The 21,803-nt window shown below is 52.5% G+C and carries 24 protein-coding genes and 1 pseudogene; 15 read left to right on the forward strand and 10 right to left on the reverse strand.

What is annotated here, in order from left to right; translation table 11 throughout:
• Nucleotides 1-9: 9 nt before the first annotated feature.
• Both ACJHX3_RS12230 and ACJHX3_RS12235 read right to left on the reverse strand, forming a co-directional pair.
• Nucleotides 10-387 carry a hypothetical protein gene (locus ACJHX3_RS12230; protein WP_001306335.1) on the reverse strand — a complete coding sequence of 126 codons (378 nt, stop codon included), beginning with the start codon at nt 385-387 and terminating at the stop codon, nt 10-12.
• A 391-nt stretch (nt 388-778) separates the two neighbouring features.
• Nucleotides 779-1,828, reverse strand: a complete 1,050-nt coding sequence (locus ACJHX3_RS12235; protein ID WP_001366686.1) for an AI-2E family transporter — start codon at nt 1,826-1,828, stop codon at nt 779-781.
• A gap of 98 nt (nt 1,829-1,926) precedes the next feature.
• Between ACJHX3_RS12235 and ACJHX3_RS12240 the strand changes: the two genes are divergently transcribed.
• On the forward strand, nt 1,927-3,177 hold the full coding sequence (locus ACJHX3_RS12240) for an MFS transporter (protein ID WP_122998732.1): 1,251 nt from the start codon (nt 1,927-1,929) through the stop codon (nt 3,175-3,177).
• Nucleotides 3,178-3,180: 3 nt separating this feature from the next.
• Here the strand turns inward: ACJHX3_RS12240 and dcrB are convergent, their stop codons facing one another.
• Together dcrB and ACJHX3_RS12250 are read right to left on the reverse strand one after the other, a co-directional pair.
• A complete protein-coding gene (gene dcrB, locus ACJHX3_RS12245) occupies nt 3,181-3,738 on the reverse strand; it encodes a phage sensitivity protein DcrB (protein WP_001245295.1) in 558 nt (185 codons plus the stop codon).
• Between the two features lie 72 nt (nt 3,739-3,810).
• A complete protein-coding gene (locus ACJHX3_RS12250; protein ID WP_001100467.1) occupies nt 3,811-4,476 on the reverse strand; it encodes a 7-cyano-7-deazaguanine/7-aminomethyl-7-deazaguanine transporter in 666 nt (221 codons plus the stop codon).
• A 220-nt stretch (nt 4,477-4,696) separates the two neighbouring features.
• Here ACJHX3_RS12250 and tusA point away from each other — a divergent pair, with 220 nt between their 5' ends.
• On the forward strand, nt 4,697-4,942 hold the full coding sequence (tusA, locus tag ACJHX3_RS12255) for a sulfurtransferase TusA (protein ID WP_000130621.1): 246 nt from the start codon (nt 4,697-4,699) through the stop codon (nt 4,940-4,942).
• A 101-nt stretch (nt 4,943-5,043) separates the two neighbouring features.
• On the opposite strand, the gene zntA is transcribed toward tusA, so the two are convergent.
• Nucleotides 5,044-7,242, reverse strand: coding sequence for a Zn(II)/Cd(II)/Pb(II) translocating P-type ATPase ZntA (gene zntA / locus ACJHX3_RS12260; protein WP_024216281.1), 2,199 nt, complete (start codon nt 7,240-7,242; stop codon nt 5,044-5,046).
• 73 nt (nt 7,243-7,315) lie between these two features.
• A complete protein-coding gene (locus ACJHX3_RS12265; protein WP_000964718.1) occupies nt 7,316-7,942 on the reverse strand; it encodes a lysoplasmalogenase in 627 nt (208 codons plus the stop codon).
• Nucleotides 7,943-8,082: 140 nt separating this feature from the next.
• Here ACJHX3_RS12265 and ACJHX3_RS12270 point away from each other — a divergent pair, with 140 nt between their 5' ends.
• Nucleotides 8,083-8,442 (forward strand): DUF2500 domain-containing protein, encoded by a 360-nt coding sequence (locus tag ACJHX3_RS12270; RefSeq protein ID WP_000042886.1) that lies wholly within the window; start codon nt 8,083-8,085, stop codon nt 8,440-8,442.
• Nucleotides 8,443-8,444: 2 nt separating this feature from the next.
• Here ACJHX3_RS12270 and ACJHX3_RS12275 read toward each other — a convergent pair whose 3' ends face one another.
• Together ACJHX3_RS12275 and rsmD are read right to left on the reverse strand one after the other, a co-directional pair.
• Entirely contained in the window at nt 8,445-8,714 is a 270-nt protein-coding gene (locus ACJHX3_RS12275; RefSeq protein WP_001295207.1) for a DUF1145 family protein, read from the reverse strand.
• Nucleotides 8,704-9,300: a 16S rRNA (guanine(966)-N(2))-methyltransferase gene (gene rsmD, locus ACJHX3_RS12280; RefSeq protein ID WP_000743193.1), complete on the reverse strand. Its 597-nt coding sequence runs from the start codon at nt 9,298-9,300 to the stop codon at nt 8,704-8,706. The genes ACJHX3_RS12275 and rsmD overlap by 11 nt, the downstream gene beginning before the upstream one ends.
• A 149-nt stretch (nt 9,301-9,449) precedes the next feature.
• On the opposite strand from rsmD, the gene ftsY reads away from it, so the two are divergent.
• From ftsY to ACJHX3_RS12315, 7 genes and pseudogenes are all read left to right on the forward strand, one after another.
• Nucleotides 9,450-10,946: a signal recognition particle-docking protein FtsY gene (gene ftsY / locus ACJHX3_RS12285; protein ID WP_024216280.1), complete on the forward strand. Its 1,497-nt coding sequence runs from the start codon at nt 9,450-9,452 to the stop codon at nt 10,944-10,946.
• Between the two features lie 2 nt (nt 10,947-10,948).
• A complete protein-coding gene (ftsE, locus tag ACJHX3_RS12290; RefSeq protein WP_000617723.1) occupies nt 10,949-11,617 on the forward strand; it encodes a cell division ATP-binding protein FtsE in 669 nt (222 codons plus the stop codon).
• Nucleotides 11,610-12,668: a permease-like cell division protein FtsX gene (gene ftsX / locus ACJHX3_RS12295; protein ID WP_001042003.1), complete on the forward strand. Its 1,059-nt coding sequence runs from the start codon at nt 11,610-11,612 to the stop codon at nt 12,666-12,668. Before ftsE ends, ftsX begins: the two co-directional genes overlap by 8 nt.
• Nucleotides 12,669-12,912: 244 nt before the next feature.
• Nucleotides 12,913-13,767 carry an RNA polymerase sigma factor RpoH gene (gene rpoH, locus ACJHX3_RS12300; protein ID WP_000130217.1) on the forward strand — a complete coding sequence of 285 codons (855 nt, stop codon included), beginning with the start codon at nt 12,913-12,915 and terminating at the stop codon, nt 13,765-13,767.
• 271 nt (nt 13,768-14,038) lie between these two features.
• The gene (livJ, locus tag ACJHX3_RS12305; RefSeq protein ID WP_094322048.1) at nt 14,039-15,142 is read left to right on the forward strand and encodes a branched chain amino acid ABC transporter substrate-binding protein LivJ; all 1,104 of its coding nucleotides are present in this window, start codon (nt 14,039-14,041) and stop codon (nt 15,140-15,142) included.
• A gap of 274 nt (nt 15,143-15,416) precedes the next feature.
• Complete coding sequence (locus ACJHX3_RS12310; protein WP_024043354.1) at nt 15,417-15,701, forward strand: DUF1778 domain-containing protein; 285 nt, start codon at nt 15,417-15,419, stop codon at nt 15,699-15,701.
• Nucleotides 15,702-15,707: 6 nt separating this feature from the next.
• Nucleotides 15,708-15,905 (forward strand): annotated as a pseudogene (locus ACJHX3_RS12315) (N-acetyltransferase); the annotation flags it as partial.
• Here the strand turns inward: ACJHX3_RS12315 and panM are convergent.
• Nucleotides 15,902-16,285, reverse strand: a complete 384-nt coding sequence (gene panM, locus ACJHX3_RS12320; protein WP_024044997.1) for an aspartate 1-decarboxylase autocleavage activator PanM — start codon at nt 16,283-16,285, stop codon at nt 15,902-15,904. The pseudogene ACJHX3_RS12315 and the gene panM overlap by 4 nt on opposite strands.
• A 423-nt stretch (nt 16,286-16,708) precedes the next feature.
• On the opposite strand from panM, the gene livK reads away from it, so the two are divergent.
• The 5 genes from livK to livF are packed head-to-tail and all read left to right on the forward strand — an operon-like array spanning nt 16,709 to nt 21,545.
• Complete coding sequence (gene livK, locus ACJHX3_RS12325; RefSeq protein WP_094322049.1) at nt 16,709-17,818, forward strand: high-affinity branched-chain amino acid ABC transporter substrate-binding protein LivK; 1,110 nt, start codon at nt 16,709-16,711, stop codon at nt 17,816-17,818.
• 47 nt (nt 17,819-17,865) lie between these two features.
• A complete protein-coding gene (gene livH, locus ACJHX3_RS12330) occupies nt 17,866-18,792 on the forward strand; it encodes a high-affinity branched-chain amino acid ABC transporter permease LivH (protein WP_001295111.1) in 927 nt (308 codons plus the stop codon).
• Nucleotides 18,789-20,066, forward strand: a complete 1,278-nt coding sequence (gene livM / locus ACJHX3_RS12335) for a branched chain amino acid ABC transporter permease LivM (RefSeq protein ID WP_024043924.1) — start codon at nt 18,789-18,791, stop codon at nt 20,064-20,066. The genes livH and livM overlap by 4 nt, the downstream gene beginning before the upstream one ends.
• Nucleotides 20,063-20,830, forward strand: coding sequence for a high-affinity branched-chain amino acid ABC transporter ATP-binding protein LivG (gene livG / locus ACJHX3_RS12340; protein WP_000082101.1), 768 nt, complete (start codon nt 20,063-20,065; stop codon nt 20,828-20,830). The genes livM and livG overlap by 4 nt, the downstream gene beginning before the upstream one ends.
• 1 nt (nt 20,831) lies before the next feature.
• On the forward strand, nt 20,832-21,545 hold the full coding sequence (livF, locus tag ACJHX3_RS12345) for a high-affinity branched-chain amino acid ABC transporter ATP-binding protein LivF (RefSeq protein WP_024043923.1): 714 nt from the start codon (nt 20,832-20,834) through the stop codon (nt 21,543-21,545).
• Nucleotides 21,546-21,725: 180 nt separating this feature from the next.
• Here the strand turns inward: livF and ACJHX3_RS12350 are convergent.
• A partial coding sequence (locus ACJHX3_RS12350) for an IS3 family transposase (protein WP_323498327.1) occupies nt 21,726-21,803 on the reverse strand: 78 nt, incomplete at its 5' end.

The following is a 21,803-nucleotide window of genomic DNA, read 5'->3' on the forward strand; positions in this document are numbered from 1 at the left end:
TAGGAAGAATTATAAATCTGCGCCCGCTGACAAATTCAGTTGAATATCTTTGTCGAGATTGCGGACCCAGCGATTGTAGTTTTTATGAATTTGTCCGCCTGACGCTTGTAGGTTCTGGCTATTTTCATAATTGATATCGTAGCTGGATGCCGTGTAGTTAATGCGAATTTCGGCTGAATGATCGCGTGACTGTTGACGTGCTTTAATTACGCCTTGTCCGGCTTCGGACATAATCCATTTGCGTTCAACGCCAGCTTTCAGAATCGCTTTTTTCACTTGTTCCTGGGTATGACCAGCGCTGACGGTTGAGTGAACCTGATCAATTGGCGCAGTACGCGCGCAACCCGCTAAAGCACCCACAACAGCAATAGCCGCAAACCATTTCATGTAATGTCTCATTAGAACCCCATTAAAGTATTGTTTTTACGAGTAAAGCAAGATTTAACTGTAATTGCTGGCATCACTATTCTTTATTTAGCGAAAAAATTACTTGTGAGATAAGTCAGTAAGTGCACATCAGAGTAAAAATTTCTGAAATGACTAAATTACTGCCAGCGGGGACCAACTATAAGTGAGTGAGAAAAATGAGGCAATAAAAATAACAGATTGTTATCAGTGCATTCTTTGAGAGGGATTTAATCGCTATTCGGCGTTTATATATATTTGACTTAAGGAATGGTTTTTATAAATTAATTGTCTGAATAATGTTTCTTCATTTCCTCAAATCAAATGGCCACTGTTAGATAAACGGTGGCCATTGCCTGCTCAGGAGGTGCTATTAACCCGGTAACCGACTTTTCGGTCTGCCTGGCCCCAGTAAAATCGCCAGTTTGCTACCGCCTTTGGTGGTTTCCATCCAGATTTTACACACGCTGGTTAATGGTACTGAAAGTAGCATCCCTACCGGGCCGAGCAGCCATCCCCAAATTAACAATGAAAGAAATACCACCATGGTGGACATCCCCAGGCGATGGCCCATCATCCGTGGCTCTAAAATATTGCCGATGACCATATGGACAACTAAAAACAATGCGCCGACCAGAATACATTCGTAAATACCATTAAACAGCAGCACCTGAATCATTGGCGGTACGGCGGAAATTACCGCGCCGATATTGGGCACGTAGTTGAGCAAAAACGCCAGTACTGCCCACATCAGCGCAAACTGTACGCCCATTAGCGCCAGCCCCAGCCAGACGATGACACCCGTCCATAAACTGAGTAGCGTCTTTAACGCCAGATAATGCGAAACGCCTTTAAGTGCGCGGTGTAATCCCGCGATGTGAATCTGTGGGTTATTTAGCGCAAAACGCATTTTGTAAGGGACGTGGCGCACTTCAAACAGCATGAAAACTACGGTCATCACCAGCAAAAGCACGCTCGCCATTGCCCCGGAAAGCCCGGTCATTAGCGCCGTGGTGAAGGTAACCACTTTTTCCGAGTCCATCCGCTGCAGTATTCGCTCCGGCGACATATGCAAATTAAGAAAAGGCAACATCTCCTGCAATTTAAAAAGTTTGCGCGTCAGCTCCTTATTAAACTTCGGCAGCATAGAGATAAATTCGTTAAACGATGCCGCCAGTACGCCGACCAGCGCAGTTAGTGCGATCAGCATCACCACCACCACAATCGTAATGGCAACGGGGCGTTGTACTCCCCGACGAATAAACCAGGTGACGAGCGGGTTGAGGACGATGGCAAAAAACAGCGCCAGTAACAGCTGCACAATGATATCTGCCGCTGCGTGAATGCCCGCGAGGATCACTACCAGCGAGGCCAGCTTGAGCAGAATGTGCATGCCCGTTTTATCGGGTTGAGGGGTTTCCATTGGGGCTTCCTTGTGACTTTTTGTATTAAGTGTAGCGGGAGTCACGCCAGCAATATTCTGATTCTTACTGCTGATTTTCACGTCAGCACGTGGTAAAAATGAAACACTGTTGTAAAAATGTGGTGATCCTCATGCCCGAACCCGTAGCCGAACCCGCGCTAAACGGATTGCGCCTGAATTTGCGCATTGTCTCCATTGTCATGTTTAACTTCGCCAGCTACCTCACCATCGGGTTGCCGCTCGCTGTATTACCGGGCTATGTCCATGATGTGATGGGCTTTAGCGCTTTCTGGGCAGGATTGGTTATCAGCCTGCAATATTTCGCCACCTTGCTGAGCCGTCCTCATGCCGGACGTTACGCCGATTTGCTGGGACCCAAAAAGATTGTCGTCTTCGGTTTATGCGGCTGCTTTTTGAGCGGTCTGGGATATCTGACGGCAGGATTAACCGCCAGTCTGCCCGTCATCAGCCTGTTATTACTTTGCCTGGGGCGCGTCATCCTTGGGATTGGGCAAAGTTTTGCCGGAACGGGATCGACCCTATGGGGCGTTGGCGTGGTTGGTTCGCTGCATATCGGGCGGGTGATTTCGTGGAACGGCATTGTCACTTACGGGGCGATGGCGATGGGTGCGCCGTTAGGTGTCGTGTTTTATCACTGGGGCGGCTTGCAGGCGTTAGCGTTAATCATTATGGGCGTGGCGCTGGTGGCCATTTTGTTGGCGATCCCGCGTCCGACGGTAAAAGCCAGTAAAGGCAAACCGCTGCCGTTTCGCGCGGTGCTTGGGCGCGTCTGGCTGTACGGTATGGCGCTGGCACTGGCTTCCGCCGGATTTGGCGTCATCGCCACCTTTATCACGCTGTTTTATGACGCTAAAGGTTGGGATGGTGCGGCTTTCGCGCTGACGCTGTTTAGCTGTGCGTTTGTCGGTACGCGTTTGTTATTCCCTAACGGCATTAACCGTATCGGCGGCTTAAACGTAGCGATGATTTGCTTTAGCGTTGAGATAATCGGCCTGCTATTGGTTGGCGTGGCGACTATGCCGTGGATGGCGAAAATCGGCGTCTTACTGGCGGGGGCAGGGTTTTCGCTGGTGTTCCCGGCATTGGGCGTAGTGGCGGTAAAAGCGGTTCCACAGCAAAATCAGGGGGCGGCGCTGGCAACCTACACCGTATTTATGGATTTATCGCTTGGCGTGACCGGACCACTGGCTGGGCTGGTGATGAGCTGGGCGGGCGTACCGATGATTTATCTGGCGGCGGCGGGACTGGTCGCAATCGCGTTATTACTGACGTGGCGATTAAAAAAACGGCCTCCGGAACACGTCCCTGAGGCCATCTCATCATCTTAAAACTTACTGAATAACCAGCGTATTAATGATGTTTTCTGCGGTGGTCTGCGCTTTTTGCTGATCGTCAGCGGGCAGCGTAATTTGCATGGTCAGCAGTTGATTACCCACGTTACCCAGAATAACGGAAGAGTACGCCGTCTGGCCTTTCGCGGAGATAATGCTGTCTAACTGCTGCATTTTGTGACCTTTCAGCTCAATGGCTTTATTGGTTACCACTTGCAGCTGCGGATCGCGGCTACGTTGCTGATCTTCCAGACGCTTCGCCAACACCGCCAGATCTTCTTTCGGATCATCGCCCATGATGACGATGACTGCTTTCTGCCCGGTGGCATCGGACCAGACATGCATGTTATTGGCCTGCGTTCCCAGCTTACCGCTCTGGTCGGTCATATCCGCTGGCAGCGAGAAACTTAACTTGCCATCAAGCAGGTTGACGGGATTCCCGGTAGCGTTACTTTCCGCGACCGAACCCTGCGCCGTAGCGTTAGTGTCTTTATCATCACAGGCCGCAAGCCCCATAACCAGCAGGCCAATTCCGACATATTTAACCAGATTGCGCATTGACTTCTTCCTTTCGATAAACGGCCATAACGGCTCATTCATCCATCTTATCACAACTCTGATAACGAACCTTTAACTCGCCTGCAAAGCGTTGATTTCAGATTTATCTGCCAGTCTTTTCAACAGCATATTGAGTAATACGCCATACATTGGCAGGAAGAAAACGATACTGATTAACACTTTGAAACAGTAATCGACCAGCGCGATTTCCATCCAGTGTTCAGCCATAAAGGCATCGGGGCTACGCCAGAAGGCAATGAAGAAGAAGGCCAGTGTGTCGCTGACGTTACCGAACAGTGTGGACGCTGTCGGTGCCAGCCACCAGCGGCGACTCTGACGCAGGCGGTTAAAAACGTGCACGTCGAGGATCTGGCCCAGCGCGTAGGCCATGAAACTGGCGGTGGCGATACGGGCGACAAACAGGTTGAAGTGAGCGAGTGCGCCGAATCCCTGCCAGGAGCCCATATAGAACAGCGACGAGATGACGTAGGAGATCAGCAACGCCGGGATCATCACCGCAAAGATGATACGACGGGCCAGCGGTGCGCCAAAAATACGCACGGTCAGGTCGGTAGCAAGGAAAATAAACGGAAAGCTAAACGCGCCCCAGGTGGTATGGAAACCAAAAATGGAGACGGGAAGCTGAACCAGATAGTTACTGGAGGTGATCACCAGAAGATGAAATAACGATAACCAGAACAACGCCTTATAGCGTTGAGTTTGCGAGAAAACGTTCATATTGTACCTTTTTGATTAACCATTGGGGTGAGGGAACCCAATACGTACGACACGTCTGTTACCTTAACATAATAACGTGCTGACCCTTTTTTCGAGCCGCCGCATGATACTGCTTTACGTTGACAATGCAATGGTTAATTTTCACGCAATCGTTAACCTGGTTTGCTTACGGACTCACAGGGCGTAAACTAGCGCCGTTTTTTTATGTGATGAGAAGAAAATGACCGATCTCTTTTCCAGCCCTGACCACACACTCGACGCACTTGGCCTGCGCTGCCCGGAACCAGTAATGATGGTGCGCAAAACAGTGCGCAATATGCAGCCAGGTGAAACGTTGCTGATTATTGCTGACGATCCGGCGACGACCCGCGATATTCCTGGGTTTTGTACCTTTATGGAACACGAATTGGTTGCGAAAGAGACGGATGGACTGCCTTATCGTTATTTGATTCGTAAAGGCGGTTGATGGGGGCAGATTGGCTTCGATGCCGCCTTTTCCCCTCACCCTAACCCTCTCCCCAGAGGAGCGAGGGGACCGATCGCGCTCAATGTTGCGATCGGTTTGCCTTATTTCCTGCGCAACAGCCTTAACGCATTCGCCGTCACCAGCACCGTCGCACCGGTATCTGCCAGCACTGCCAGCCACAGTCCGGTCATCCCTAACAGCGTCGTGACGAGGAAAACACCCTTCAGCCCCAGCGCAATAGTGATGTTCTGGCGGATATTGGCGTGAGTGGCGCGTGCCAGTTCAATCATTTGCACCAGGCCGCGCAGGTGGTTATGGGTTAATGCTGCATCGGCGGTTTCCAGCGCCACGTCTGTGCCGCTACCCATTGCAATCCCGATGGCGGCAGCTTTCATCGCTGGCGCGTCGTTAATACCATCACCGACCATCGCCAGCGGCGCATGTTGATTCAGCTCGGTCACCGCTTTGACTTTATCTTCCGGCAACAGGCCCGCTTTAAATTCCAGCCCCAGTTCCCCGGCGATTGCCGCCGCTGCGCGTGGATTATCGCCGGTGAGGATCACTCCTTTAACCCCCAGCGCGTTCAGTTCACTGATAGCAGTTGCAGCATCGGCGCGCAGGGTATCCTGCAACGCAATGACACCAAGCACGTCATCATTACGTACTACCAGCACTACCGTTTGCCCGGCGCTTTCCAGTTCATTAATCAAACCAGCAAATGCAACAGCCGGATGTTTCCCTGCAGCGCATATCAACACGCGCTCACCGTTAACCTGCGCTTCAATGCCAGACCCAACCAGCGCCCGCTGTGATTGGGCGGCGGGAATGGCGAGTTCAGCAACCTGTGCTTCGCGCACAATGGCTTGCGCCAGTGGATGCGTCGCGCCTTGCTCGACCGCCGCCGCCAGTGTCAGCAGTTCAGATTCACTAATACCCGTTGCCGGATGAATCGCGGTAACGCGCGGTTTACCGACGGTCAGCGTACCGGTTTTATCAAACGCCACCTGGGTAACACGACCCAGCTGCTCCAGCGCCGCGCCGCCTTTAATCAACGCCCCACGACGCGCTGCTGCCGCCAGCCCGGAGGTAATCGCCGCGGGCGTGGAGATAACTAAAGCACACGGGCAACCAATCAGCAGCAGCGTCAGCCCTTTATAAATCCACTCCTGCCAGCTGGCGGCAAACAGCAGCGGCGGCACCAGCGTTACCAGCAGGGCGACGGCCATAATCGCTGGCGTGTAAATACGGCTGAAACGGTCGATAAACCGCTCAATAGGTGCGCGGCGCTCTTCGGCTTCTTCAATCAGTTTCAGAATCCGGTCAATGGCGCTGGCACCCGGTTCTGACAGCACTTCCAGCGTTACCAGACGGTCTACGCTGGTGGCGCCTGCAGGAACTTTATCGCCCGTCGCGCGCTCCACAGGAATGGATTCTCCGGTCAGGGCACTTTCATCAAAACTGGCAAACGGTGAGAGCAGTTTACCGTCGGCAGGCAAACGCCCACCTGCCGCAACTTCAATCACATCGCCAGGCCGCAGGCTGTTTATTGCCACCTCTTCACGCTCACCGTTACGCAGACGCGTGGCGGTTTCTGGCTTCAGCGCCATTAACGCGCTAACGCCCTGACGCGCGCGGCTGGCGGCCCAGCCTTCCAGTCGTTCACCAATCAAAAACAGCAGCAACACCATCGCAGCTTCAGCCGTTGCGCCAATAAACAGCGCACCAATAGCGGCTACGCTCATTAAGGTTTCAATGGCGAAGTAGCTGCCAGATTTGATCAGCCGTAATGCCTGACGAGCAATTGGGTACAGCCCAACCAGCGTGGTCGCGATAAACGCCAGTTGACCAAACGGATGATTGAACTGCTCCAGCCCCCAACTTACCGCCATCATCACGATAAGCGTAATCAGCGGCAGATTCTCTTTCAGGCGTGATTCTTGTGGTTCGTCGGAGGCCTGTTCATCGCGCAGGGAATAGCCCGCTTTTTGCACCGCAGATTCAACTTGTGCCCGGATGTCATTGTCGGCATCCACCACCAGTTTTTCGGTGGCGAACAACACCTGTACCTGATTCACGCCTGCAAGCTGGCGCACGGCATTTTCCACTTTGCGCGCACAGGCGGCGCAGTCCATACCGCTGACTTTCCAGCTATAGCGGGTGCCGGAGACGTTTTCAGAGAGAGTTGGCGTGCTGGAACATGCGCCGTCGCAGCAACAGTCGTTGGTGTTCTGTACCGTAGTTAGCGGTTTGAACGCAGCAAATTGAGGGGCTTTCTTGCCGTGATTGTCAGGAGTCGACATGGCATCCTCCGGTTAAGTTTTTTCTCATTAACCGAAGGATACACTCTGGAGTCGACTCCAGAGTCAAGTTTTATCAGAGATACAGCGAGCGGACGATGAGGAAGTGACCAGCAAAGTAGCAGGCCGCGGCAATGGCGTTATCCGCACGGAAGCGTCGGCGATAGTGACTACCCAGCCAGACAAAGTTACTGATAAACAGCAACGAAGCGCCGACAAACGCAGAGAGCGCCGGAGCGGTCGGACGGAAGAACCACAGTTCACCTGCCAGCCACACCATCACCAGCGTCATGCCGATAAACGTGCAGATAGGCCAACGATACTCTTCCAGACGCGTCCAGATAATCGCCAGTAACAGCGCGCCCAGAACCAGCAGCACCAACGGCAGAGGCCAGAAGAAAGAGAGCGTCATCTGACTGGCGAAATAGATGGTGTACAGCAGGTGCGAGAGGAAAAACGCGCCGATGGCGTACATCAGACGTTGACGTGGCAACAGGGTTAGCGCATCGCCCAGCAGTGAGGCACACAGCCCCGCCAGCACCAGATAGCTAATGGCGTCGAACATCGGCGCTTGCCAGGCCAGCAACAGCAGGAGAAGAAGGGTTAACGGTTTAAACACCCAGCGTTGCCAGGTTGGCCCACGATACGATGCATCCACAGATAGCCATGCGGAAAGACAGACAGCGATAAACGACCAAAGCATCTTAGTTCCTTGAATTCGTTATTTTTTCGTAAGCGGAATGCCTACGGTCTTGTTTCCAGTTTAGTGGCGAGGGTGGACGGATGACAACACCATAACTGGCAGGGTATGCTTATTTCCGCATTTTCCGATGAGGGATAAAGATGAGTAAACCACCTCTTTTCTTTATTGTTATCATTGGCTTAATCATCGTCGCCGCATCGTTTCGTTTTATGCAACAACGACGGGAAAAAGCTGATAATGATATGGCACCGCTCCAGCAAAAGCTGGTGGTGGTGAGCAACAAGCGGGAAAAACCGATTAACGATCGCCGTTCGCGCCAGCAGGAAGTGACTCCGGCAGGCACCAGTATGCGCTATGAGGCAAGCTTCAAACCGCAAAGCGGAGGAATGGAGCAGACGTTTCGCCTCGACGCCCAGCAGTACCACGCCCTGACAGTGGGTGATAAAGGTACGCTGAGCTATAAAGGAACGCGCTTTGTCAGCTTTGTAGGCGAACAATAAGGTTATTTTTTAACTTTAAATTTCTTCTGCCAGACCAGCAGTTCAAACACGCCGAAAAGGAAAATCCGCACCTTTTCGGCGGTGGTCATCTGCGGGCCATCTTTCGGTAAAGTGGATTTCAATAGCGCCAGCTGCATACCATGCATCAGCACGGTAAAAATCAGCGCCACGTTAACGAAAATATTCAGCGGGCGTGGGAAGGGATGCACCAGGTTGAGGATTAAAAATCCCCAAACACAGAGCATTAACAAACGACCAATATTAATCAGCATCACTTTCTCCTTGTGCTTCGCGTTGATACAGCCGATAAGCCACCTGACCCGCCACTTTTTCCCGATGTAATGACCAGTTTGCCGGAACAGTGGGCAGACCGTTTTCGACTTCGCTTTCGACATAAATCAGGGCTTCGTCAGCCAGCCAGCCGTTATCTTCCAGTAAATTTATCGTCTCTTCTAACAAGCCACGGCGGAACGGTGGATCGACAAACACGATATTATGCGGTGTGCCTTTTTGCGCCAGGAATGACATCGCGTTGCTGTTCACCACGCGTGCATTGCCTGCTTTTAGTGTCGCCAGATTCTTAATTAACTGCTGAGAAACCGCACGATCCATCTCAATCAACGTGGCCCCCGCAGCGTAGCGCGATAACGCTTCCAGCCCCAGCGCGCCGCTCCCGGCGAAGCAATCCAGACATTGGGCGTCAACAATGACCGGAGCCAGCCAGTTAAACAACGTTTCGCGTACGCGGTCGGTGGTGGGGCGCAGACCTGGACTATCAGGAACCGGGAGTTTACGGCCTCGCCACTGCCCGCCAATAATGCGGATTTGGCCGCTGCCGGAATGATTCGGTTTTTTCATGATAAATTGCTCAATCCGCCAGATAACACATACTTGCAGGCGGTGATGTGAATTAAGTTAAGTGATAGACTATTTCATCATTTTTTTAGCTGCTATGTACATAGCGTTAACGCTGTGCCATGAAGCAACAGCGAGGAGTGTAGTCGCAAATGGCGAAAGAAAAAAAACGTGGCTTTTTTTCCTGGCTGGGCTTTGGTCAAAAAGAGCAGACCCCGGAAAAAGAGACAGAAGTTCAGAATGAACAACCAGTTGTAGAAGAAATCGTTCAGGCGCAAGAGCCTGTGAAGGCTTCTGAACACGCCGTTGAAGAGCAGCCGCAGGCGCATACTGAAGCCGAGGCGGAAACTTTTGCTGCCGACGTTGTGGAAGTTACTGAACAGGTTGCTGAAAGTGAAAAAGCGCAGCCTGAAGCGGAAGTTGTTGCACAGCCGGAACCGGTCGTAGAAGAAACGCCGGAGCCAGTGGCTATCGAACGTGAAGAACTGCCGTTGCCGGAAAACGTCAACGCCGAAGCGGTTTCGCCAGAAGAGTGGCAGGCCGAAGCGGAAACCGTAGAGATTGTCGAAGCGGCGGAAGAAGAAGCGGCTAAAGAAGAAATCACCGACGAAGAGCCGGAGGCACAGGCGCTGGCTGCCGAAGTGGCAGAAGAGGCGGTAATGGTGGTTTCTCCGGCAGAAGAAGATCAGCCGGTGGAAGAAATCGCTCAGGAGCAGGAAAAACCGACCAAAGAAGGTTTCTTCGCGCGCCTGAAACGCAGCCTGTTAAAAACCAAAGAAAATCTCGGTTCCGGATTTATCAGCCTGTTCCGCGGTAAAAAAATCGACGATGATCTGTTTGAAGAGCTGGAAGAACAGCTGTTGATCGCCGATGTGGGCGTGGAAACCACTCGTAAAATTATCACCAATCTGACGGAAGGCGCATCCCGCAAGCAGCTTCGTGATGCCGAGGCGCTCTATGGCCTGCTGAAAGAAGAGATGGGCGAGATTCTGGCGAAAGTCGATGAGCCGCTGAATGTTGAAGGTAAAACGCCGTTCGTGATCCTGATGGTGGGCGTCAACGGTGTGGGTAAAACCACGACGATTGGTAAGCTGGCACGTCAGTTTGAGCAGCAGGGTAAATCGGTGATGCTGGCGGCGGGCGATACTTTCCGTGCAGCAGCGGTTGAGCAGCTTCAGGTCTGGGGTCAGCGCAACAATATTCCGGTGATTGCACAGCATACCGGGGCGGATTCCGCCTCTGTTATCTTCGACGCCATTCAGGCAGCTAAAGCGCGTAATATCGACGTCCTGATTGCCGATACCGCCGGACGCCTGCAGAACAAATCGCACCTGATGGAAGAGTTGAAGAAAATCGTCCGCGTGATGAAGAAACTCGACGTTGAAGCGCCGCATGAAGTTATGCTGACTATCGATGCCAGCACCGGGCAGAACGCGGTAAGCCAGGCCAAACTGTTCCATGAAGCCGTTGGCTTAACCGGCATCACGCTAACGAAACTGGACGGCACGGCGAAAGGCGGGGTAATTTTCTCGGTGGCTGACCAGTTTGGTATCCCTATCCGCTACATTGGTGTCGGCGAACGTATTGAGGATTTGCGTCCGTTTAAGGCGGACGACTTTATAGAGGCACTTTTTGCCCGAGAGGATTAACAATGATTCGCTTTGAACATGTCAGCAAGGCTTATCTCGGTGGGAGACAGGCGCTGCAGGGCGTTACGTTCCATATGCAGCCGGGTGAGATGGCGTTTCTGACCGGTCATTCCGGCGCAGGGAAAAGTACCCTCCTGAAGCTGATCTGTGGGATTGAGCGGCCCAGCGCCGGGAAAATCTGGTTTAGCGGCCATGACATCACGCGTCTGAAAAACCGTGAAGTTCCGTTTCTGCGCCGCCAGATTGGCATGATTTTCCAGGATCACCATCTACTGATGGACCGTACTGTCTATGATAACGTGGCGATCCCGCTGATTATCGCCGGTGCCAGCGGTGACGATATTCGTCGTCGTGTATCGGCGGCGCTGGATAAAGTCGGGCTACTGGACAAAGCGAAGAACTTCCCTATTCAGCTTTCGGGCGGTGAACAACAACGTGTTGGCATTGCCCGCGCGGTGGTGAACAAGCCCGCGGTACTGCTGGCGGATGAACCGACTGGTAACCTGGACGACGCGTTGTCGGAAGGGATTCTACGTCTGTTTGAAGAGTTTAACCGCGTTGGGGTAACCGTATTGATGGCAACGCACGACATCAACCTGATTTCGCGGCGTTCCTATCGCATGCTCACCCTGAGCGATGGTCACTTGCATGGAGGCGTGGGCCATGAATAAGCGCGATGCAATCAATCATATCCGGCAGTTTGGCGGGCGTCTGGATCGCTTCCGTAAATCGGTCGGCGGCTCTGGCGACGGCGGTCGTAACGCGCCAAAACGCGCGAAATCCTCGCCAAAACCGGTAAATCGCAAAACCAACGTTTTCAACGAACAGGTGCGCTATGCCTTCCACGGCGCATTGCAGGATCTGAAAAGCAAACCGTTCGCCACGTTTTTAACGGTGATGGTTATCGCCATTTCCCTGACGCTGCCCAGCGTCTGTTATATGGTGTACAAAAACGTTAACCAGGCGGCGACGCAATATTATCCGTCACCGCAAATCACTGTTTACTTGCAAAAAACGCTGGACGATGACGCCGCAGCAGGCGTGGTAGCACAGCTACAGGCCGAGCAGGGCGTGGAGAAAGTGAACTATCTTTCTCGTGAAGACGCACTGGGCGAGTTCCGTAACTGGTCTGGTTTTGGTGGTGCGCTGGATATGCTGGAAGAAAACCCGCTTCCGGCAGTGGCGGTGGTGATCCCGAAACTCGATTTTCAGGGGACGGAATCACTGAATACGCTGCGTGATCGTATCACCCAGATCAACGGCATTGACGAAGTGCGGATGGATGACAGCTGGTTTGCCCGTCTGGCGGCGTTGACCGGGCTGGTCGGGCGCGTTTCCGCGATGATCGGCGTGTTGATGGTGGCAGCAGTGTTCCTCGTCATCGGCAACAGTGTGCGTCTGAGCATCTTTGCCCGCCGTGACTCCATTAACGTACAAAAACTGATTGGTGCGACAGATGGATTCATCCTGCGCCCGTTCCTGTACGGAGGCGCATTGCTGGGATTTTCTGGCGCATTGCTGTCATTAATTTTGTCAGAAATTCTGGTACTGCGTTTGTCATCGGCGGTTGCGGAAGTGGCACAGGTTTTCGGAACAAAGTTTGATATCAATGGCTTATCGTTCGATGAATGCCTGCTGTTGCTGCTGGTATGCTCGATGATTGGCTGGGTGGCAGCGTGGCTTGCCACGGTACAACATTTACGCCACTTTACGCCTGAATAATAAAAGCGTGTTATACTCTTTCCCTGCAATGGGTTCCGTAGCAGGGAAAGAGACCCCGTTGTCTCTTCCCGGTATTTCATCTCTATGTCACATTTTGTGCGTAATTTATTCACAGCGTTGCATTGAACTTGTGGATAAAATCACTGTCTGATAAAACAGTGAATGATAACCTCGTTGCTCTTAAGCTCTGGCACAGTTGTTGCTACCACTGAAGCGCCAGAAGATATCGATTGAGAGGATTTGAATGACTGACAAAATGCAAAGTTTAGCTTTAGCCCCTGTTGGCAACCTGGATTCCTACATCCGGGCAGCTAACGCGTGGCCGATGTTGTCGGCTGACGAGGAGCGGGCGCTGGCTGAAAAGCTGCATTACCATGGCGATCTGGAAGCAGCTAAAACGCTGATCCTGTCTCACCTGCGGTTTGTTGTTCATATTGCTCGTAATTATGCGGGCTATGGCCTGCCACAGGCGGATTTGATTCAGGAAGGTAACATCGGCCTGATGAAAGCAGTGCGCCGTTTTAACCCGGAAGTGGGTGTGCGCCTGGTCTCCTTCGCCGTCCACTGGATCAAAGCAGAGATCCACGAATACGTTCTGCGTAACTGGCGTATCGTCAAAGTTGCGACCACCAAAGCGCAGCGCAAACTGTTCTTCAACCTGCGTAAAACCAAGCAGCGTCTGGGCTGGTTTAACCAGGATGAAGTCGAAATGGTGGCCCGTGAACTGGGCGTAACCAGCAAAGACGTACGTGAGATGGAGTCGCGTATGGCGGCACAGGACATGACCTTTGACCTGTCTTCCGACGACGATTCCGATAGCCAGCCGATGGCTCCGGTGCTCTATCTGCAGGATAAATCATCTAACTTTGCTGACGGCATCGAAGATGATAACTGGGAAGAGCAGGCGGCAAACCGTCTGACCGACGCGATGCAAGGTCTGGACGAGCGTAGCCAGGATATCATCCGCGCGCGCTGGCTGGACGAAGACAACAAGTCCACGTTGCAGGAACTGGCTGACCGTTACGGTGTTTCCGCTGAGCGTGTGCGCCAGCTGGAAAAGAACGCGATGAAAAAACTTCGCGCTGCCATTGAAGCGTAATTTCCGCTACTCAGCAGAGAACCCTGGATGAGAATCCGGGGTTTTTGTTTTTTGGGCCTCTGCAATAATCAGTTTCCCCCTCCGGCAAAACGCCAATCCCCACGCAGATTGTTAATAAACTGTCAAAATAGCTATTCCAATATCATAAAAATCGGGTATGTTTTAGCAGAGTATGCTGCTAAAGCACGGGTAGTCATGCATAAAACGAAATAAAGTGCTGAACAACAACATCACAACACACGTAATAACCAGAAGAATGGGGAACCTCAGGATGAACATGAAGGGTAAAGCGTTACTGGCAGGATGTATCGCGCTGGCATTCAGCAATATGGCTCTGGCAGAAGATATTAAAGTCGCGGTCGTGGGCGCAATGTCCGGTCCGGTGGCCCAGTACGGTGACCAGGAGTTTACTGGTGCTGAGCAGGCGGTTGCGGATATCAATGCTAAAGGCGGCATTAAAGGCAACAAACTGCAAATCGTAAAATATGACGATGCCTGTGACCCGAAACAGGCGGTTGCGGTGGCGAACAAAGTCGTTAACGACGGCATTAAATATGTGATTGGTCACCTCTGTTCTTCATCAACGCAGCCAGCGTCAGACATCTATGAAGATGAAGGCATTTTAATGATCACCCCAGCGGCAACCGCGCCGGAGCTGACCGCCCGTGGCTATCAGCTGATCCTGCGCACTACCGGCCTGGACTCCGACCAGGGGCCGACGGCGGCGAAATATATTCTTGAGAAAGTGAAACCGCAGCGTATTGCTATCGTTCACGACAAACAGCAATACGGCGAAGGTCTGACGCGAGCGGTGCAGGACGGCCTGAAGAAAGGCAATGCTAACGTGGTGTTCTTTGATGGTATCACCGCTGGGGAAAAAGATTTCTCAACGCTGGTGGCGCGTCTGAAGAAAGAGAATATCGACTTCGTTTACTACGGTGGTTATCACCCGGAAATGGGGCAAATCCTGCGTCAGGCACGCGCGGCAGGGTTGAAAACTCAGTGTATGGGGCCGGAAGGTGTGGCTAACGTTTCGCTGTCTAACATTGCGGGCGAATCAGCGGAAGGGCTGCTGGTGACCAAGCCGAAGAACTACGATCAGGTTCCGGCGAACAAACCAATTGTTGACGCGATCAAAGCGAAGAAACAGGACCCAAGCGGCGCGTTCGTCTGGACCACCTACGCCGCGCTGCAATCTTTGCAGGCGGGTCTGAATCAGTCTGACGATCCGGCTGAAATCGCCAAATACCTGAAAGCGAACTCCGTGGATACGGTGATGGGGCCGCTGACCTGGGATGAGAAAGGCGATCTGAAAGGCTTTGAGTTCGGCGTATTTGACTGGCACGCTAACGGCACGGCGACCGATGCGAAGTAATTGTCAGATAAATCAGATTGATGACAAAGTTCAAAAGCGCTCGGACAGTCCCCTCGCCCCTTCGGGGAGAGGGTTAGGGTGAGGGGTAAAACCGTACCCGTATTAATAATTGAGCTAGTTTGCCAGCAATCTCGTAAATGAAAATGCCCGATGCGCTGCACTGCCATCGGGTTTTTTTGTGTTTGTCGAAATGGTTGTAGAAAGATTGATCAATTGAGTTATGCTGGAGACTCGATAGTATTTCGTACATTTGATGAGTGGAAGGGAAATCACTATGTCTGTTGTTGAAAATCAGCATATTGCGCTGTCTTTAACTGATGATGATAAATGTTTATTTGAAGCAGCGGCAGAGATATCCCAACAGTCCTTAAGCCAGTTTATGTTGAGTAGTGCTCACCTGCAGGCGTTAGAAATTATTGAACAACATCAGCGCATAATACTTAATGAGACGTCATGGGCGCGAGTGATGGATGCACTGGGTAAATCGCCTTCACCTGGCGAAAAATTACAACGCGCAGCAAAACAACTCGAGGTGTTTTCCGGGATAACTAGTGATTGAACGCTAGTTGTTGCTCATGCCATGAAAGTTGTCTGGTCAGCCTCTTTAGCCGTAGGTATTCACGGTCTTTTTGTCGAGGCGCTGAATGAAAAAGCCCATACGTTTTATAAATCGCCGGGCTTTATCCCGTTGGTCGGGGAAAACGAAAATGCGTTATTTTTCCCAACCAAATCTATAGAGCTACTTTTTACACCAGACGATTAACGCTTCTCCCAGCCGCCCTGTTGTGCCGTAAATCCCAGAGCCTGCATAAACGCCGTCATCACGCCGCGATCTTCCACGCCAGCATCCGCCATCCACCAACATGAAACGCCAGGATTGTTACGCAAAACCTCTTCTAGCAGATATTGTCCCACACCGCGACGGCGGGTGACTTCCCTCACACGCAGGGAATCCAGTGCTCCCTCGGTGCCGCTTAAGGTTACCCGTACGGCCGCGAGCAGACGCTCGTTAAAAAGCGCGGCGTAGATACGGTGGTTATCGTCAACCTGTAACGAGGAAGGGGAATACTCCGGCCAGATCTTTTGCAGGTCAATCCGGTCCTGGTCGCTAAAGTTTTCTAATCGAATGATGGTCAGCTTCATGGGGAACCCGTGTAAATCACAAAAGTGGAACCAGTGTAGCGAAATAATTTAATCGGAGGCTTTCTCTTTTTTATTTCTTTTGGCAGGTGATTAATTTTTTTTCAGCAATAATTACAAAGTTAAAACATTAGAGAATGAAAAATACCCAGCATAATCCCCTGAATGGTAGTGAATTATTCCGCCCTTTGTGCCGTTATTTTATGCTGACAACGGCACTTTTTTCTGTTTATCTATCAATAAATTCAGAATATTATCTGTTCTTAATCGACTGAAAAATAGGGATTTTAATCGCTATTATCACAAAATACTGCGCTAAACCCTTAATCAGACAGGCAAAAACAGTGCAGTATAAAAAAAGAACAGTCTGATTTGTTAACACATAAAAACAAAGCAACACAACATCACGAATGGGGATTTTTGACTATGAAACGGAATGCGAAACCTATCATCGCAGGGATGATTGCACTGGCAATTTCACACACCGCTATGGCTGACGATATTAAAGTCGCCGTTGTCGGCGCGATGTCCGGCCCGATTGCCCAGTGGGGCGATATGGAATTTAACGGCGCGCGTCAGGCGATTAAAGACATTAATGCCAAAGGGGGAATTAAAGGCGATAAGCTGGTGGGCGTGGAATATGACGACGCCTGCGACCCGAAACAAGCCGTTGCGGTCGCCAACAAAATCGTTAACGACGGCATTAAATACGTTATTGGGCACTTGTGTTCCTCCTCTACCCAACCTGCATCAGATATCTACGAAGACGAAGGTATTCTGATGATCTCGCCGGGTGCGACCAACCCGGAGCTGACCCAACGCGGTTATCAATACATCATGCGTACTGCCGGGCTGGACTCTTCCCAGGGGCCAACGGCGGCAAAATACATTCTTGAGACGGTGAAGCCCCAGCGCATCGCCATCATTCACGACAAACAACAGTATGGCGAAGGGCTGGCACGTTCGGTGCAGGACGGGCTGAAAGCGGCTAACGCCAACGTTGTCTTCTTCGACGGTATTACCGCGGGTGAGAAAGATTTCTCCGCGCTGATCGCCCGCCTGAAAAAAGAAAATATCGACTTCGTTTACTACGGCGGTTACTACCCGGAAATGGGGCAGATGCTGCGCCAGGCCCGTTCCGTTGGCCTGAAAACCCAGTTTATGGGGCCGGAAGGTGTGGGTAATGCGTCGCTGTCGAATATTGCTGGCGATGCTGCCGAAAGCATGTTGGTCACCATGCCAAAACGCTATGACCAGGATCCGGCAAACAAAGGCATCGTTGATGCGCTGAAAGCAGACAAGAAAGATCCGTCCGGGCCTTATGTCTGGATCACCTACGCGGCGGTGCAATCTCTGGCGACTGCCCTTGAGCGTACCGGCAGCGATGAGCCGCTGGCGCTGGTGAAAGATTTAAAAGCTAACGGTGCAAACACCGTGATTGGGCCGCTGAACTGGGATGAAAAAGGCGATCTTAAGGGATTTGATTTTGGTGTCTTCCAGTGGCACGCCGACGGTTCATCCACGGCAGCCAAGTGAAAATCCCACCGCCCGTGAAATGCGGGCGGGTTTAGAAAGGTTACCTTATGTCTGAGCAGTTTTTATATTTTTTGCAGCAGATGTTTAACGGCGTCACGCTGGGCAGTACCTACGCGCTGATAGCCATCGGCTACACCATGGTTTACGGCATTATCGGCATGATCAACTTCGCCCACGGCGAGGTTTATATGATTGGCAGCTATGTCTCATTTATGATCATCGCCGCACTGATGATGATGGGCATTGATACCGGCTGGCTGCTGGTGGCGGCGGGATTCGTCGGCGCAATCGTCATTGCCAGCGCCTACGGCTGGAGTATCGAACGGGTAGCCTATCGCCCTGTGCGTAACTCTAAGCGCCTGATTGCGCTCATCTCGGCAATCGGTATGTCCATCTTCCTGCAAAACTACGTTAGCCTGACCGAAGGTTCGCGTGACGTGGCGCTGCCCAGCCTGTTTAACGGTCAGTGGGTGGTGGGCCATAGCGAAAACTTCTCTGCCTCTATTACCACCATGCAGGCGGTGATCTGGATTGTCACCTTCCTCGCCATGCTGGCGCTGACGATTTTCATTCGTTATTCCCGTATGGGGCGCGCCTGCCGTGCCTGCGCGGAAGATCTGAAAATGGCGAGCCTGCTTGGCATCAACACCGATCGGGTGATTGCGCTGACCTTTGTGATTGGCGCGGCGATGGCGGCGGTGGCGGGTGTGCTGCTCGGTCAGTTCTACGGCGTCATTAACCCCTACATCGGCTTTATGGCCGGGATGAAAGCCTTTACCGCTGCGGTGCTCGGTGGGATTGGCAGCATTCCGGGAGCGATGATTGGCGGCCTGATTCTGGGGATTGCGGAGGCGCTCTCTTCTGCCTATCTGAGTACGGAATATAAAGATGTGGTCTCATTCGCCCTGCTGATTCTGGTGTTGCTGGTGATGCCGACCGGTATTCTGGGTCGCCCGGAGGTAGAGAAAGTATGAAACCGATGCATATTGCAATGGCGCTGCTTTCTGCCGCGATGTTCTTTGCCCTCGCTGGCGTCTTTATGGGCGTGCAACTGGAGCTGGATGGCACCAAACTGGTGGTCGACACGGCTTCAGACATCCGTTGGCAGTGGGTGTTTATCGGCACGGCGGTGGTCTTTTTCTTCCAGCTTTTGCGACCGGCTTTCCAGAAAGGGTTGAAAAGCATTTCCGGACCGAAGTTTATTCTGCCCGCCATTGATGGCTCCACGGTGAAGCAAAAGCTGTTTCTCGTGGCGCTGCTGGTGCTTGCGGTGGCGTGGCCGTTTATGGTCTCACGCGGGACGGTGGATATCGCCACTCTGACCATGATCTACATTATTCTTGGTCTCGGGCTGAACGTGGTGGTAGGGCTTTCCGGCCTGCTGGTGCTGGGGTACGGTGGCTTTTACGCCATCGGCGCTTACACCTTTGCGCTGCTCAATCACTATTACGGTCTGGGCTTCTGGACCTGTCTGCCGATTGCTGGATTAATGGCAGCGGCGGCGGGCTTCCTGCTTGGTTTTCCGGTGTTGCGTCTGCGCGGTGACTATCTGGCGATCGTTACCCTCGGTTTCGGCGAAATTGTGCGCATATTGCTGCTCAATAACACTGAAATCACCGGCGGCCCGAACGGAATCAGTCAGATCCCGAAACCGACGCTCTTCGGACTCGAGTTCAGCCGTACCGCCCGTGAAGGCGGCTGGGACACGTTCAGTAATTTCTTTGGCCTGAAATACGATCCCTCCGATCGCGTCATTTTCCTCTACCTGGTGGCGTTGCTGCTGGTGGTGTTAAGTCTGTTTGTCATTAACCGCCTGCTGCGGATGCCGCTGGGCCGTGCGTGGGAAGCGTTGCGTGAAGACGAGATCGCCTGCCGTTCGCTGGGCTTAAGCCCGCGTCGTATCAAGCTGACTGCCTTTACCATCAGCGCCGCGTTTGCCGGTTTTGCCGGAACGCTGTTTGCTGCGCGTCAGGGCTTTGTCAGCCCGGAATCCTTCACCTTTGCCGAATCGGCGTTTGTGCTGGCGATAGTGGTGCTCGGCGGTATGGGCTCGCAATTTGCGGTAATTCTGGCGGCAATTTTGCTGGTGGTGTCGCGCGAATTGATGCGTGATTTCAACGAATACAGCATGTTAATGCTCGGTGGTTTGATGGTGCTGATGATGATCTGGCGTCCGCAGGGTTTGCTGCCCATGACGCGCCCGCAACTCAAGCTGAAGAACGGCGCAGCGAAAGGAGAGCAGGCATGAGTCAGCCATTATTATCTGTTAACGGCCTGATGATGCGCTTCGGCGGCCTGCTGGCGGTGAACAACGTCAATCTTGAACTGTACCCGCAGGAGATCGTCTCGTTAATCGGCCCTAACGGTGCCGGAAAAACCACGGTCTTCAACTGCCTGACCGGATTCTACAAACCTACCGGCGGCACCATTTTACTGCGCGATCAGCACCTGGAAGGTTTACCGGGGCAGCAAATTGCCCGCATGGGCGTGGTGCGCACCTTCCAGCATGTGCGTCTGTTCCGTGAAATGACGGTAATTGAAAACCTGCTGGTGGCGCAGCATCAGCAACTGAAAACCGGGCTGTTCTCTGGCCTGTTGAAAACGCCTTCTTTCCGTCGCGCCCAGAGCGAAGCGCTCGACCGCGCCGCCACCTGGCTTGAGCGCATTGGTTTGCTGGAACACGCCAACCGTCAGGCGAGTAACCTGGCCTATGGCGACCAGCGTCGTCTGGAGATCGCCCGCTGCATGGTGACGCAGCCGGAGATTTTAATGCTCGACGAACCGGCAGCAGGACTTAACCCGAAAGAGACGAAAGAGCTGGATGAGCTGATTGCCGAACTGCGTAACCATCACAACACCACTATCTTGTTGATTGAACACGATATGAAGCTGGTGATGGGAATTTCGGACCGAATTTACGTGGTCAATCAGGGGACGCCGCTGGCAAACGGTACGCCGGAGCAGATCCGTAATAACCCGGACGTGATCCGTGCCTATTTAGGTGAGGCATAAGATGGAAAAAGTCATGTTGTCCTTTGACAAAGTCAGCGCCCACTACGGCAAAATCCAGGCGCTGCATGAGGTGAGCCTGTATATCAATCAGGGCGAGATTGTCACCCTCATTGGCGCGAACGGGGCGGGGAAAACCACCTTGCTCGGCACATTATGCGGCGATCCGCGCGCCACCAGCGGGCGAATTGTGTTTGATGATAAAGACATTACCGACTGGCAGACGGCGAAAATCATGCGCGAAGCGGTAGCGATTGTCCCGGAAGGGCGTCGCGTCTTCTCGCGGATGACGGTGGAAGAGAACCTGGCGATGGGCGGCTTTTTTGCCGAACGCGATCAGTTTCAGGAGCGCATAAAGTGGGTGTATGAACTGTTTCCACGTCTGCATGAGCGCCATGTTCAGCGGGCGGGCACCATGTCCGGCGGTGAGCAGCAGATGCTGGCGATTGGTCGCGCGCTGATGAGCAACCCGCGTTTATTGTTGCTTGATGAGCCATCGCTCGGTCTTGCGCCGATTATCATCCAGCAGATTTTCGACACCATCGAGCAGCTGCGCGAGCAGGGGATGACCATCTTCCTCGTCGAGCAGAACGCCAACCAGGCGCTAAAGCTGGCGGATCGCGGCTACGTGCTGGAAAACGGCCATGTTGTGCTCTCCGATACCGGCGATACGCTGCTGGCGAATGAAGCGGTGAGAAGTGCGTATTTAGGCGGGTAATAACACGTTGATTGATAAGGAGTCAAAAGACTCCTTTGAGACAGGTGACAAATGTAAAATTGCCTGATGCGCTGCGCTTATCAGGCCTACTGGGTGAGTTGCAATATATTGAATTTGCACGATCTTGTAGGCCGGATAAGGCGTTTACTGAACTGAACCCCAAAACCTGGACAGTTTCAGTTAACCGGCTTTTTGATGCTCAGTCCGGTATTCTACCGGACTGAGTCCCCCAAGACTGAGTTTTATTCTTTTTTGATT

The organism is Escherichia sp. WS1265 (assembly GCF_046487585.1).
Lineage (GTDB): Bacteria > Pseudomonadota > Gammaproteobacteria > Enterobacterales > Enterobacteriaceae > Escherichia > Escherichia coli.